The organism is Thermostichus sp. MS-CIW-40 (genome assembly GCF_054058315.1).
This window is the reverse complement of record NZ_JBSSAC010000058.1, coordinates 1-13,929: the sequence shown is the minus strand read 5'-3', so window position 1 is coordinate 13,929 and position 13,929 is coordinate 1. Positions and strand designations below refer to the sequence as shown.

The window sequence follows — 13,929 nt, the reverse complement described above, 5'->3', positions numbered from 1 at the left end:
TCTCCACCCCAAGAGCGTCCGTTGCTAGCGGTGGCGATATCCCGCCTGCCCAAGTCAACTCCGATTACCTTTGGAGTTTTGCCAGTCGGGGGAGTATCCAGCTCAACAGCAATGTTGATGTAGTAGTCCCCTTGCTTGGTCTTGGACAGAGTAGCGCTGGTGGGCGTTTGCCCCCGCAGCAAAGCGATTTGATAACCGCCAATCTTGAGCTTGAGCCAAACCCGTCCGCTCATCAGGGTCACGCCCACGGCTTGGTCGGACTCTCGGTACTTAAAAGTACGAGCGTCCAAAGTCAGACTGGTGGGGCGGAACTTGTGGACTTGCTTCACCGCCTTGGCATTGCTAATCACCCGACGGAGCGCCTGACAGACGTGGTTGGCTTTCAGCCCCGTTGCTGCCCTTACCGGCCGATAGACCAAGTGGTGCAGCTTGGCGGTGTTCCAGCAGTTCTTTTGTTTGGCGGCGTCGAGAATCTGGTTGCAAGCGTTCGCAAAGCCCTGCAAAGTGCGGTCAATCTCTTGACGCAACTCTTGTGGGACTATCAGCTTGCAACGTACCGATATAGTCTGGCTCATGGGCTTATTGTAGTTTATCCAGACTTTTGACCAGCAAACCTATATGGAGGCGGGCTTTCCTCCCGACACCAAGCCTGCGGCTATGGTGCGCGCCTCCAGCCCGAAAATTTGGTGATCGGCATAGTCATCGACAACCGTTTGCAGCCACCTCTCCAGAAGGTTGGCTTGCAGATGATCGCCGCGATGGCGCATGAGTTCAACGCCTCGGCGGAGTTCGCCCAGCGTGATCACGCTGATGTAGATGCGGGCCTCTTGCTCAATGGCAGTTTGAAGAAATTCTTGAACCCCGGAGTTGGCTTGACTGTGTTTGCGCAGCTCACTGATGACGTTAGTGTCAAGTAAATACGTCATGGGCAGTGTTATCTTGCACCCGCTCAAAGTCTGAATCGTTGCCAACGTTAGGTATCGATCTGAGCACTTCGGCAAAGGACTGTTTCGCAGGCTGGAGTAAGACTTGCTCTAGGATTTTGCGGTGTTCGGCCTCTGCACTAACGCCGTGACGACTAGCCCTTTGTTTGAGAGCTTTGACAATGGCTTCGTCAACATTGCGAACAATTAACGTGGCCATAGAGCGTTTCCTCGATCGGCAGATCCCTGGGCGGCTTTGCTGCGACGATAGCATTGATATCATCTAAAGTTCAAGTTTTCCCGTCTATTGATACTGATGAAGAAGCTGCCCTTTTGCGGGTTGCCCCAGAGAACTCCTGCCTGCCAGGGATCCAAGCTCTGCCTGCTGTGCATAGCCTTTGAAAGCGCAACACCCAAAAAAGAGGGATCCCGATGAGCAACTTGACCTGCAGGTGACCTCTACAATAGAAGGCTGACTCTGCCACCTCTGGGATCCCTATGCCGCGCCGCACCGATATCCACAAAATCTTGCTCATTGGAGCGGGGCCGATCGTCATTGGCCAAGCCTGTGAGTTCGACTACTCGGGCACCCAAGCCTGCAAAGCCCTGCGGGAAGAGGGCTATGAGGTCGTTTTGGTCAACTCTAACCCCGCCACCATCATGACGGATCCCAGTATGGCGGAGCGCACCTACATCGAGCCGGTGACGGCGGACTTTGTGGCCAAAATTATCGAGCGGGAACGCCCCGACGCTCTGCTGCCCACCATGGGCGGCCAGACGGCCCTCAACGTGGCGGTGCAACTGGCCCAGCAAGGGATCCTGGATCAGTACGGGGTGGAGTTGATTGGGGCCAAGCGGGAGGCCATTGAAAAAGCCGAAGACCGCGATCTCTTCAAGCAGGCCATGCAGCGGATTGGCTTGGCCGTGCCCCGCTCTGGCCTGGCCCACACCCTGGAAGAAGCCAAGCAGATTGCCCAGGAGATCGGCTATCCCCTCATCATCCGCCCGGCCTATACCCTGGGGGGCACCGGTGGTGGGGTGGCTTACAACCAGGAGGAGTTTGAAGAGATCTGCGCTGCCGGCTTGGAGGCCAGCCCCGTTTCCCAAATCTTGGTGGAAGAATCGGTCATCGGCTGGAAGGAGTTTGAGCTGGAGGTGATGCGGGATCTGGCGGATAACGTGGTGATCATCTGCTCCATAGAAAACATCGACCCGATGGGGGTGCACACTGGCGACTCCATCACCGTGGCCCCGGCCCAAACCCTCACCGACAAGGAATACCAGCGGCTGCGGGACTACGCCATCGCCATCATGCGGGAAATTGGGGTGGAAACGGGGGGATCCAACGTGCAATTTGCCGTCAATCCTGCCAACGGTGAGGTGCGGGTGATCGAGATGAACCCGCGGGTCTCCCGCTCTTCTGCTTTGGCCAGCAAGGCCACCGGCTTTCCCATCGCCAAAATTGCCGCCAAATTGGCAGTGGGCTACACGCTGCCGGAGATCCCCAACGACATCACCCGCAAAACTCCGGCCAGCTTCGAGCCCACCATCGACTATGTGGTCACCAAGATCCCTCGCTTTGCTTTTGAAAAATTCCCCGGCGCAGAGCCGGTTCTCACCACCCAGATGAAATCGGTGGGGGAGGCGATGGCCATTGGCCGCACTTTTCAAGAATCCATCCAGAAGGCCCTGCGCTCTTTGGAAATCGACCGTCCCGGTTTTGGCAGCGATAGGCCGGAGGTTTTCCCCAAGCCGGAGGAAGTGCGGGCCAACCTGCGCACCCCCAACCCCTTCCGCCTGCTCACCATCCGCACCGCTCTGCTCATGGGCTTTTCTGCCCAGGAGATTGCCCAACTCACCCACATCGATCCCTGGTTTATCGACAAGCTACAGGAGTTGGTGGAGGTGGAGCAAGCCCTCAAGGGGCGGGAGCTGGGATCCCTGAGCGCTGACGACTTGAGACACCTCAAGCAAATGGGCTTCAGCGACCGACAAATTGCCCACCTAACCGGATCCACGGAACATCAGGTGCGGGCCTGCCGCAAAAGCCTGGGGGTGATCCCCACCTACAAAACTGTAGATACCTGCGCCGCCGAATTTGAGGCTGCTACCCCCTACCAGTACTCTACCTACGAGAGCGAGTCGGAGATTTTCCCGGCCCGCAAAGAGAAGGTGATGATCTTGGGAGGTGGCCCCAACCGCATCGGCCAGGGGATCGAATTCGACTACTGCTGTTGTCATGCTGCCTTTGCCCTCAGCCGCCTGGGTTACGAAGCGATCATGGTCAACTCCAACCCGGAAACCGTTTCCACCGACTACGACACCGCTGATCGCCTCTATTTTGAGCCGCTCACCCATGAAGAGGTGATGAACTTGGTGGATGCTGAGCAGCCGGTCGGCCTGATCGTGCAATTTGGCGGTCAAACTCCCCTCAAGCTGGCGCAGGGGCTGGCAGCAGCCCAGGCTCCCATCTGGGGAACTTCCCCCGACTCCATCGACATTGCTGAGGATCGGGGGCGCTTCGAGCGCATCTTGCGGGAGTTGGATATTCGCCAACCGGCCAACGGCATTGCCCGCAGCGTGGAAGAAAGCCTGGAAATTGCCCGCCGCATCGGCTATCCGGTGGTGGTGCGGCCCAGCTACGTCTTGGGGGGACGAGCCATGGAGATCGTCTATTCCGACCAAGACCTGCAGCGCTACATGCAACTGGCGGTGGCGGTGGATCCGGATCGTCCGGTGCTGGTGGATCAGTTCCTGGAAGAGGCGGTGGAGGTGGATGTGGATGCCATTGCCGACCGCACCGGCGCTGTTACCATCGGCGGCATTCTGGAGCACATCGAGCAGGCCGGGATCCACTCGGGCGATTCGGCCTGTGTATTGCCCAGCCGCACCCTCAGCCCCGAGGTGCTGCGGGTGATCCGCGAGTGGACGGTGAAGTTGGCCCAAGCTCTGAAGGTGGTGGGCCTGATCAACGTGCAATACGCCGTCCAAAAAGGTCAAGTCTATATCCTGGAGGCCAATCCGCGCGCCTCCCGCACCGTCCCCTTTGTCAGCAAGGCCATCGGCCATCCGCTGGCAGACTACGCCGCTCAAGTGATGAGCGGCAAAACCCTAGCCGAGCTGGGCTTTACCCAGGAGGTGATCCCCTCCCACATTGCCGTCAAAGAAGCGGTTTTGCCCTTCCACAAGTTTCCCGGCACCGATACGCTGCTGGGGCCGGAGATGCGCTCCACCGGCGAGGTGATGGGCATTGACACGGACTTTGGCCGCGCTTACGCCAAAGCCCAACTGGCGGCGGGGCAGAATCTGCCTCTCCAGGGGACGGTGTTCATCAGCGTCAGCGACCGGGATAAACAGGCGGTCATCCCGGTAGCCCGCGAGTTTGTGGGGCTGGGCTTTCGCCTGTTGGCCACCGAAGGAACCCAAAAGGTTTTGGCCGAGCACGGGATCCCGGTGGACAAAGTCCTCAAGCTGCACGAGGGGCGGCCCCACGTCATCGACGCCATCAAAAATCACCAGATTCAGCTCATTATCAACACTCCTTCCGGTGTCGAGGCGCAGCAAGATGGCCAAAAGATCCGCCGCACTGCCCTGGCCTACAAGATCCCTCTGGTGACAACCCTGGCAGGAGCCAAAGCCACTGCGGCTGCCATCCGTGCTTTGCAGTCGGGATCCCTGCAGGTGAAGTGCTTGCAGGATTTTTTCTCTGTCTAGGATTCTGGAGGAGAAAAAGCAGGTCCCGGACGGCACCTCTTTCCTAAACCTATCCTTAAGAAACGTCTGCTCAAGCTTGGCTGCCATCAACTGCCAGTGACCGACCTTCGCCGGGAAGCTCTCAAAGACCTCCAAATTGCAACATATCGGTGCTGATTTGTATCGACAAATCCATTTTTTTCACATTCCCGTTGCGGAAGTTAGGGATCCCTGTCGGCATCCCTAAAACTGTCTAGCCTGAAAGAAGGAGACGCTTTTGGCGGTCGGCGCGGGAAGAGTTTTGCCCCGTTCAAGGAAGCCGACAAAGCAAAGAATGGTTTTGTCTCTTTAGGAGTTGGCCTATGAGTACTGTAGTTCGCCGCTCCTCGGCTGCACGGCAGCTCTGGAGTTGGAATGGCTTTTGTCAATGGATAACCAGCACCGAAAACCGGCTGTACATCGGCTGGTTTGGCGTGTTGATGATCCCGACCTTGTTGGCAGCAGCCTTTTGTTTTGTAATCGCTTTTATTGCTGCTCCGCCGGTGGATGTGGATGGGATCCGCGAGCCAGTGATCGGCTCTTTGATAGGGGGGAACAATCTCATCTCGGCGGCGGTGGTGCCCACGTCGGCGGCCATCGGCTTGCACTTTTATCCCATTTGGGAAGCCGCCTCTTTGGATGAATGGCTCTACAACGGCGGCCCCTACCAACTGATCGTGCTCCATTTCCTGATCGGGGTGTGGTGCTACCTGGGCCGGCAATGGGAGCTGAGCTATCGCTTGGGTATGCGCCCCTGGATTGCGGTGGCGTTTTCCGCTCCGGCGGCGGCGGCTACGGCGGTGCTCTTGGTTTACCCCATCGGCCAGGGCAGTTTCTCGGAAGGCTTGCCCCTGGGGATCGCCGGCACCTTCTACTTCATGCTGGCTTTCCAGGCGGAGCACAATATCCTCATGCACCCTGCTAGCTGGCTGGGGGTGGCCGGCGTCTTTGGCGGCGCTCTGCTGGCCTCCCTGCACGGCTCCCTGGTGATCTCCAGCCTAATCCGCGAGACCTCGGAAGAAGAGTCACAAAATGCCGGCTACCGCTTCGGGCAGGAGGAAGTCACCTACAACTTCCTGGCCGGGCACTACGCGTTCTTGGGGCGGCTGGGGTTCCCCGGCCTGGGCCTGAGAAACAGCCGTTCCGTCCACTTCTGGATGGCGGCCCTGCCCACAGTGGGGATTTGGGCGGCGGCGATAGGTATCGGCCTGATGGCCTTTAACTTGAACGGCTTGAACTTCAACCAGTCCATCCTGGACAGCCAGGGCCGCTTCATCCCCACCTACGCCGATCTCCTCAACCGCGCCAATCTGGGGATCCAGGTGATGCACGCCCCCAACGCCCACCATTTCCCCCTGCTGCTGGCGGCTCAACCCTAAGGCAGGCTAGGGGCAGTCCAGCCGGAAAGCGCGGTGAATAGCTTGCAAGGCCGGGATCCCTCGATCCCGGCGCACTACACAGCTCACCTTGATCTCCGAGGTGGCGATCATCTCGATGTTGATTCCCGCTTCGGCCAGAGCTGCAAACAGACGGGCAGCGACGCCGGGATAGGTTTCCATCTCAGCGCCGACAATGCTGACCTTGGCAATGTCGTGATCTGCGTCAACGCCTGCCGCCTGGAGCTCTTCGGCCACCTGCCGGCAGACTGCCTCAGCAGCCATCGCTTGATCCTGAGGCACGGTAAAGGCAATGTCGGTACTGGGGATCCCGTTGTGGTAGCCCCGCTGGCTTTGGATGATGGTGTCCACGATGATCCCGGCAGCCGCCAAGCGCCCGAACAAATGGGCGGCAGTTCCCGGACGATCCGGCACTTTGCGAAGGCCCAGCCGCGATTGCTTCAAATCCAAGGCAACACCGCGTACCGGGTGGCTGTCTTGAGGGGCAGGCGGCACCTTCGCCCGATGCAAGTGGGGGATCACCTGGAACGATTCTCCCAGAGCCAAGGCGGCATCCCCGGCCCGCTCCGCAGCCACCACACAGCTCACCTTGATCTCGGACATGGAGATCATCTGCAAATTGATCCCGGCCTCGGCCAGCACCTGGAACATTTGCGCCGCGATCCCAGGTCGGCCCATCATCCCCACCCCGGCAATGCTGACTTTGGCCACCGCCTCATCCACAATCACCGCTGCACACTGCAGCTCTTGGCCAATCCGCCGGGCAACGGCTGCAGCCTCGGTCACCTGCGACCGACTGACCGTAAAGGCAATGTCATTGGTGGGCTGGGGCACGGATCCCTGCGGCAAGGAGTCCGTCCCGCTGGCGTGAGCGGCTGTGAACTGGAGGGACTGCAAAATCAAATCCACATTCACCCCTGCCGCCGCGATCCCCTGAAAGAGCTGGGCGGCAATGCCAGGGCGATCCGGCACCCCCACCAACACCAACTTGGCCTGATCCCGATCCAGCTCCACCGTATCCACCGCCAGGCCCAGCTCGATACTGCTGTCGGCAGCACGAGGACGGGGGGGAGGAGAAAGAATGAGAGTGCCCTCGCATCCCGCCTGCAACGGCTCCAAGCTGGAGCGCACCCGCAGCTTCACACCGTAGTTGCGGGCAATTTCCACCGAGCGGGGATGCAGCACCTGGGCCCCCAAGCTGGCCAGCTCCAACATTTCATCACTGGTGATCTCCGGCAACAGCCTGGCCTCAGGCACCTTACGCGGATCCGTGGTGAAGATCCCCGGCACATCGGTGTAGATCTCACACAGCTCTGCTCCCAAAGCCACTGCCAAGGCCACCGCCGTGGTGTCGGATCCCCCCCGACCCAGGGTGGTGATCTCCAGCTCCGCCAGGCTGGTAATCCCCTGGAACCCGGCCACCACCACCACCTCTCCCCGCTCCAGGTGCTGCCACAGGCGGTCGGTGTGGATGTGCAAAATGCGGGCCCGGCTGTGATCCCGAGTGGTGACAATGCCCACCTGGGCTGCCGTCAGGGAAAGGGCAGGACACCCCAAGCGTTGCAGCGCCAAGGCCACTAGGGCAATGCTCACCTGCTCACCGGTGGAAAGGAGCATATCCCATTCCCGCAACTGGGCCGGTGTGGTCGGGGATCCCTGCAAGATCTGCTCCCCCAAGCCCACAAGGCGATCGGTTTCATCCCCCATCGCCGAGACCACCACCACCACCCGATGCCCTGCCTTCACCGTGTGGGCCACCCGTTGGGCCACGGCCTGGATACGCTCGACAGAGCCGACAGAGGTACCGCCGTACTTTTGAACGATTAAGCTGCGTTCCATGAGAGAAGAACGAGGTCAGGGGCGGTTTGGATCCTACCCCGGATCTAGGCCAAGCCCAGCCCATTTTGCAAAAACGGCGGCACCGGCAGCAGGATCAGCACCAGCAGCGTGAGCATCCCCAGCCCCAGCAGATCTCGGGCCTCGTCCAGTTCCGTCACATCGTTGAGGGCCGGCTCGTCGGCACTGGAAATCACAAACAGCAGCAGCGCCCAGAGCAACAGCCAAGGCTGCACCGTCAAGGCCAGCAGCAGCACCAACCAGCGGGCTACCCGGCCCACATTCGCTCCCATCTGCTGTCCATACACTGCGTGGACAATGTGCCCTCCATCCAGTTGGCCCACCGGCATGAGGTTAAAGGCAATCACCACCAAGCCCAGCCAGCCGGCAAAGGCCAGCGGGTGCAGCTCGATCACCTGCCCCGGCTGCAACTGATCCCCCAGCACCATGCGGGCCAGAATTGCCAGCAGCACCGATAGGCGCGGGTCAATGCGATGAAAACTAATCGGGGTCGGCTGCCCCTCCGGCACCGCGGGAGGATCTGCAGGCGCTGAAAACACCAGCCCCAGCAACAACATGCCCAAAGCAACAAGGCTCCCTGCCAGCGGACCAGCGGCGGCGATATCAAACAACACCTTGCGGTTGGGCACCGGCTCTTTCAACTGGATAAACGCCCCAAAAGTCCCTAGGACAAAAGGCACCGGGATGAAATAGGGCAGCGAGGTTTTGATGTGGTGGCGGCGGGCCACCCAGTAACGAGTCCACTCATGGGATCCCAAAATGGCAAGGATCCCGACCGCATAGGGCAACCCTTTCATCAGAGAGGGCAAATGCAGCAGCCGGTCAGGGCTAACCCCAGCCGCGTGGGCCCCAGCACTGAGGGTCGTCCAGAAGGTGAATAGCAACAGCCCCAAAGCCAGCAGCGGGAACTCTCGACTGTCCGCCAGGGAGCGCCGCGCCGCCGGGTTGGGCACCAAGGCAAAAAAGGGCTTACCGGCAAACCCCTCCTGCAGCACCACCAAAAAGCGTTTGCCGAAAGTGGTTTCCACGTTTTGCTGCACCCGCTCATAGGCTTCACTGGGATCCGCCCGCAAGTTGCCCCGGCAGATGATCGCCTGGGGGCGGTACTCCACATTTTGCAAATAAAAGACGTTCCAGGGGAAGCAATGGCTCAGCTTCTCCCGCGGCACTTCGGAGATGGGGGTGTGGGCAAGAGCCAGCGAGACCGGATCTGCGGCGCCGTCTTCCTCCTCTTCCTCTGGCTCAGGTTCCCCAGCCGGCGAGGGATCCGCTTCTGGAGAGGAGTTTTCCACCTCTGGCCGAGGGCCTCCGGTTGAGGGTCGAATACCCCCTCGTCTCACCAAGGTCATGCTGGTAAAGTAGGAGGTGAGAAACAGCAGCAACATCAGCAAGGGAGGCAATTCGTACTGAAACACCTGACGCCCCAGCACCCAAACCAAAGGGGGCAGCATCATCACCAGCCACAGGATCCGCCACGGCACCTTCGAAAGGCGGGCCACACTTTTTTGCAGCAGCAGGTAGGTTGCAGAACCCACCAGCGCCAACAGGATCCAATCTGCCATGAGTTCAAAAAACGGAGGAGAACACCTCTACCAAGCTAGCGGCAAATCCAATCCCCTCGCTACAGCTTGCAGCCGGGATCCCTGAAGAGCCAATTGAGGCTTGGCCTGCCCATAGACCGCCACCATTCCGGGGCAAACTTTTCATTCGCGCGAGCGGTGCGGAGCACTTTACTTCTTGTCAGCAGTGGGGCGAAAAAGAGGGATCCCCTTGAGGCGTGCTTATGCTGCCGGCGTCCACTGCACAGCTTCGCCCATGGGCCCCAACCTCAACCCAGTATCTATTCTGGCCAAAAGGTATTCCCTGTCATGCCTCGCAGGGTGAAATAAACAAATAGAAGCAACAAAAGGGATCCCAGCGTAACCATAGCCGCCGCTGTTGGACTTTTGCGATACAGGCCGACAAAAGGCTGGAGGCCAGCCCAGATCCCCCCCAGCAAAACGGTAATAAAGTAAGTGGGATAACGGGAGACATTCTCCACAAACTGGTCTTCCAGTCTTCTGGGGGGCTGCGGTTGTGGCATAAGAGGCTGGGGCTCCAACTCCTTTTTTCTCAGTGTGCCATAGGTAGCTGTCAACCATCTGGAGGCTGGCCATCTTCAGGGAACTGGCGGCAACTCAAAAAACGAACTTCCGTTGGCGCTCTTTTGGCAGCCGAGCAACCTCGGCTCCCCAGCCGCTGTGGCACCAACCGACCGGTAAGCAGCCTCTCTGCCGCTTGGCTCACAGCCTCCGCGAGGGAGAAAGTCCATCGTCCCCTCATATCAAAAAGAACATCTACTTCACGAAGAGTGGTTGGAGCGAAGGGGAGACTGCGCAGATTCAGGAAACCGAGAACCTGATATGGTAGGCGTTATCCTGCCTGATCTGCTCTTTTGCTCAGTGCAGCCTCCCCTCTTCATAGACTGATGCGAGAATTGCCCTCTGATCCTTCCAATCGTGCCGGCGTACCCTTTGGGGATCAGACCCTGGCTCTGATGCGCGTCCAGGAGGCCCTGGATCAATTGGAGGCAGCCATTCTCAGTAGCCCTCGCCTGTTTTGGTCTCGCACCCTTATTGAAGAGGAAAAGATTCTGGAGCAGTTAGACTTTATCCGCCTGAACCTGCCGACAGCCCTGGAGGAAGCGGAGGAACTGCTGCGCCAGCGGGATCGGATCTTGGCAGAGGCCAATCGCTACGCCCAAGAAATTGTGGCCGCGGCCCAACGTAGGGCTGAGCAGCTCCTCAACGAATCGGCGATTCTGCGACAGGCCCAAGCTCAGGCGGAGCAGTTATTGCAACAAGCCTATCAACATAGTGAGGAGGTGCGGCGACAGACACTGCAGGAATCGGAGCGCCTGCAGCGGGAGGCCCACCGTTACGTGGATCAGGTGTTGCAAGACTTGGAGTTGCGGTTGGTGGAGTCCTTGCGGGTGATCCGCAACGGGCGGCAAAATCTGCAGACCTAACAGAGAAGAGTCAGACTGGGGCTTGAGCGCTGCCTTCAACCTGTGCCAGGAGCATTTTTATCCCGCGTTGTGCAAGTCTTTTGGAGCGGTGGGTTAGGGATCTCCTGAGCAGGCGAGGGACGGCTCCCCTCGCTAGACTTGAGCAGAAGACGTTCCCCGGCGGCCCTTGACATCCTCTCTGCCCATCATCCTTGGCGTATCAGGCGCTTCAGGGATGCTCTATGCTGTGCGCGCTCTGCATGTTCTGCTCAGCCTGGACTACCGCGTCGAAGTGGTGGCCTCCAAAGCGGCCTATCAGGTGTGGCAGGGAGAACACGGGGTGCTGCTGCCGACAGACCCCCGCAAGCAGGCCCACTTTTGGCGACAGCAAGCCGAGAGCAGCGGTGGATCCCTAGTTTGTCATCGCTGGCAGGATGTGGGGGCAACCATTGCCAGTGGCTCCTATCGCACGCAGGGGATGTTGGTGATCCCGTGCAGCATGGGTACAGTTGCCAAGTTGGCTGCCGGCTTGAGCTCGGATCTGCTGGAGCGGGCTGCTGATGTGCAGCTCAAGGAGGGACGACGCTTGGTGGTGGTGCCGCGGGAAACCCCCTTTAGCCTGATCCACCTGCGCAACTTGACCACTCTGGCAGAAGCGGGGGCGCGCATTGTTCCGGCCATTCCAGCTTGGTACCACCAGCCGCGTACCATCCTAGATTTGGTGGATTTTGTGGTGGTGAAGGCGCTGGATCAGTTCGGTATTGATGGCGATCTCATTCGCCGCTGGCAGGGGATGCGCCAGCATCAGATCCTCAAGCTGCCCCCTGATCTCTGAGCGGGATCCCTTTTCCCGGCGGCAGGCTGGGATTTGGCTTGGGGGTGTTCCAAGCTGGGGGGGCCCTGTGCCGATAGCCCTCACTTGTGGCACCTTGCCGGGAATAGCTCAGATCACTTGCTGAGCTAGCCGACTCGGGGATCCCGCTGAAGGGGGGTGGGCAAGTCAGGGCAGGTCTCCAGACTGGCCGCCCATTCCCCGATGAGGGTGTTGACCCAGTGGGGCAACTCGTCGTGGGCGCAGTGGCCTACTCCCGGCAGCTTCACCAAGGTGAGGGCAGGTTGCCAGCGCTTAAATTGGTCTGCCAAAAAACTGGGCACTGCCGGATCTTCTCGGCCCCAAAGTAGCAAGATAGGCATTTTTAGGGTGGGCAGCAGGCGTTTGGGGCTGTCGAAGCGGCGGCAGAGAATGGCCCTCAGACCGTCCAAAAACACGTGGGCTGCCCCTGGCTCAAAGGCCGGCCTCTGGAAGATCTGCACCAGCTCGTCATCCACCTGCTCATCCCGCTTGTAGACGTTTTTGATCCAAGCCCGCAGCACCTCGGTTTGTCGCAGCCAGTTGAAGAGGTGGGGATAAGTGAGGGGGCACCCCAGCAACGACAGAATCCCTTCGCAGAGGGCTCGCACCAGAGCATCCCAGGGAGAGGGCAATTCTTCCGGATGGGGCCCATCGGCGCAGCTAATCAAGCACAGGCCCTTCACCATCTGGGGATAGCGGGCGGCGGCAATTACCCCCACCAAGCCCCCGATGGAATGGCCCACCAGGATGCTGGGCTGCTGAATGTGAGTTTGCCAAAACTCGTACACCTGCTCCACCCACAGATCAACGCTGTAGGCAATCTCCGGCTTGGCACTCTTGCCAAATCCCAGCAGGTCGAGGGCATAGACGGAGCGCTGGGATCCCAGAGGGAGAATGTTGTGGCGCCAATGACCCACTGACGCTCCAAATCCATGGATTAAAAGGGCCGGAGCTGCCGTTAAGTTGACGACACCGGCAGGGGTTTGGGCGCGACTGGGGGTGTAGGTGAAATGGATGGGCCAGCCCCGCCAATGCCAGGTTTGGGAGTAGCCGTAGCGAGGCAAAGCCGACAAGGGATCCCTGTCGCTGCCCGTTGGGGAAGGGGGGGGCGCATCAACAGAGGAGAAACCGGGAGCGCCAACGGAATTGGCACCGACGGGAGCAGAAGGGGAAGGATGGGAGTCGAGTCCGTGCAAGGGAGAAGTGGGTGATAACAATAGGCTCATCTCCAATTTAGGCTAGACCAATCTTAGTGGTTTCCTCGGCTCATCATTTAATAGGACGTACTTTGCCACCGGTTCTTCTATATCTTCCAGGACATGCCAGCATGACTGTGTCCATAACCCCAGACCCAATGGATGAAGCCTTCGGGATAGACCCGATTACCGCTGCCAGCTTTCGCCAGATCGATCAAGAGATCGGCCCCCACCCCTGGCAAGGGATCCCTTATGAGGTGGTGCGCCGTGCCATTCATGCTACTGCCGACTTTGAGCTGCGGGATCGCTTTTTCTTCGGCCCCAACGCCGTTGAACACGCCCTGGCAGCCCTACGGCAAAAGCAGCCTGTCATTGTCGATGTCAGGATGGTGGCAGCTGGGATCCAGTCAGGTCTGAAAGCCCAAGGGATCCCCCTCTACTGTGCTTTGGACTGGGTGGAGGAGCCCCGTTGGCCCGGTCAAACCCGCGCCGCCAATGGGATGGTGAACTTGGCACGCCGCTATCCAGAAGCCCTGTTTGTCGTTGGCAATGCCCCCACCGCGTTGCTGGCTTTGGTGGAGGAGATTCGGGCACAGCGGGTCAAGCCGGCTTTGGTGATCGGAGTGCCGGTGGGATTTGTGGCGGTGGAAGAGGCCAAGCAGGCGTTGGCGCAAACGGATGTTCCCCAGATTCGCGTGGAGGGCCGCAAAGGCGGATCCCCAGTTGCTGCTGCCATTGTCAATGCCCTTCTCTTGGCAGCTCAACGGGATCCCATCCCCAACTGACTAGAATTGAAGGGATATCTTCAGACCTTTCCCATGACCCCAGAACAAGAGGAGTGGCTGATTCGCAACCTTCAGCAACAACAAGAACAAATCCAAGAAATGCGGGCCGAGCAGCAGCGGTCGGCTGAGCGCTTTGAGGCTCAGATGGTTGAGATGCGGCAGGGCTTTGCAGCCCAAATCTCCGAGATCCGGGCTGAACA

The 13,929-nt window shown here is 59.5% G+C and carries 11 protein-coding genes and 1 pseudogene; 5 read left to right on the top strand and 7 right to left on the bottom strand.

Translation table 11 applies throughout. The annotated features are described in order from the left end of the window. The 3 genes and pseudogenes from ACVWXF_RS13070 to ACVWXF_RS13060 form a co-directional block, all read right to left on the bottom strand. Window positions 1–575, bottom strand: a pseudogene (locus ACVWXF_RS13070) (RNA-guided endonuclease TnpB family protein); the annotation flags it as partial. 39 nt (window positions 576–614) lie between these two features. Further along, the gene (locus ACVWXF_RS13065) at window positions 615–926 is read right to left on the bottom strand and encodes a PIN domain-containing protein (RefSeq protein ID WP_457474606.1); all 312 of its coding nucleotides are present in this window, start codon (window positions 924–926) and stop codon (window positions 615–617) included. Then, a complete protein-coding gene (locus tag ACVWXF_RS13060) occupies window positions 910–1,143 on the bottom strand; it encodes a FitA-like ribbon-helix-helix domain-containing protein (protein WP_457474605.1) in 234 nt (77 codons plus the stop codon). Before ACVWXF_RS13060 ends, ACVWXF_RS13065 begins: the two co-directional genes overlap by 17 nt. A 278-nt stretch (window positions 1,144–1,421) precedes the next feature. Here ACVWXF_RS13060 and carB point away from each other — a divergent pair, with 278 nt between their 5' ends. Together carB and psbA are read left to right on the top strand one after the other, a co-directional pair. Beyond that, the gene (gene carB, locus ACVWXF_RS13055) at window positions 1,422–4,637 is read left to right on the top strand and encodes a carbamoyl-phosphate synthase large subunit (RefSeq protein WP_457474604.1); all 3,216 of its coding nucleotides are present in this window, start codon (window positions 1,422–1,424) and stop codon (window positions 4,635–4,637) included. Window positions 4,638–4,978: 341 nt separating this feature from the next. Further along, window positions 4,979–6,034 carry a photosystem II q(b) protein gene (gene psbA, locus ACVWXF_RS13050; protein WP_457474603.1) on the top strand — a complete coding sequence of 352 codons (1,056 nt, stop codon included), beginning with the start codon at window positions 4,979–4,981 and terminating at the stop codon, window positions 6,032–6,034. Between the two features lie 6 nt (window positions 6,035–6,040). Here psbA and ACVWXF_RS13045 read toward each other — a convergent pair whose 3' ends face one another. From ACVWXF_RS13045 to ACVWXF_RS13035, 3 genes are all read right to left on the bottom strand, one after another. Beyond that, window positions 6,041–7,891, bottom strand: coding sequence for an aspartate kinase (locus ACVWXF_RS13045; protein ID WP_457474602.1), 1,851 nt, complete (start codon window positions 7,889–7,891; stop codon window positions 6,041–6,043). A 44-nt stretch (window positions 7,892–7,935) separates the two neighbouring features. Then, window positions 7,936–9,471, bottom strand: a complete 1,536-nt coding sequence (locus ACVWXF_RS13040; RefSeq protein ID WP_457474601.1) for a site-2 protease family protein — start codon at window positions 9,469–9,471, stop codon at window positions 7,936–7,938. Window positions 9,472–9,749: 278 nt separating this feature from the next. Next, window positions 9,750–9,992: a DUF751 family protein gene (locus ACVWXF_RS13035; protein WP_041436092.1), complete on the bottom strand. Its 243-nt coding sequence runs from the start codon at window positions 9,990–9,992 to the stop codon at window positions 9,750–9,752. 393 nt (window positions 9,993–10,385) lie between these two features. Here ACVWXF_RS13035 and ACVWXF_RS13030 point away from each other — a divergent pair, with 393 nt between their 5' ends. Next, window positions 10,386–10,916 carry an ATP synthase subunit B family protein gene (locus ACVWXF_RS13030; protein WP_238376845.1) on the top strand — a complete coding sequence of 177 codons (531 nt, stop codon included), beginning with the start codon at window positions 10,386–10,388 and terminating at the stop codon, window positions 10,914–10,916. Window positions 10,917–11,082: 166 nt separating this feature from the next. Further along, a complete protein-coding gene (locus tag ACVWXF_RS13025) occupies window positions 11,083–11,730 on the top strand; it encodes a flavin prenyltransferase UbiX (RefSeq protein ID WP_457384712.1) in 648 nt (215 codons plus the stop codon). Between the two features lie 125 nt (window positions 11,731–11,855). On the opposite strand, the gene ACVWXF_RS13020 is transcribed toward ACVWXF_RS13025, so the two are convergent. Beyond that, window positions 11,856–12,974: an alpha/beta fold hydrolase gene (locus ACVWXF_RS13020; RefSeq protein ID WP_457384713.1), complete on the bottom strand. Its 1,119-nt coding sequence runs from the start codon at window positions 12,972–12,974 to the stop codon at window positions 11,856–11,858. A gap of 101 nt (window positions 12,975–13,075) precedes the next feature. Between ACVWXF_RS13020 and ACVWXF_RS13015 the strand changes: the two genes are divergently transcribed. Continuing rightward, on the top strand, window positions 13,076–13,729 hold the full coding sequence (locus ACVWXF_RS13015) for a cobalt-precorrin-8X methylmutase (protein WP_414329503.1): 654 nt from the start codon (window positions 13,076–13,078) through the stop codon (window positions 13,727–13,729). Window positions 13,730–13,929 lie beyond the last annotated feature (200 nt).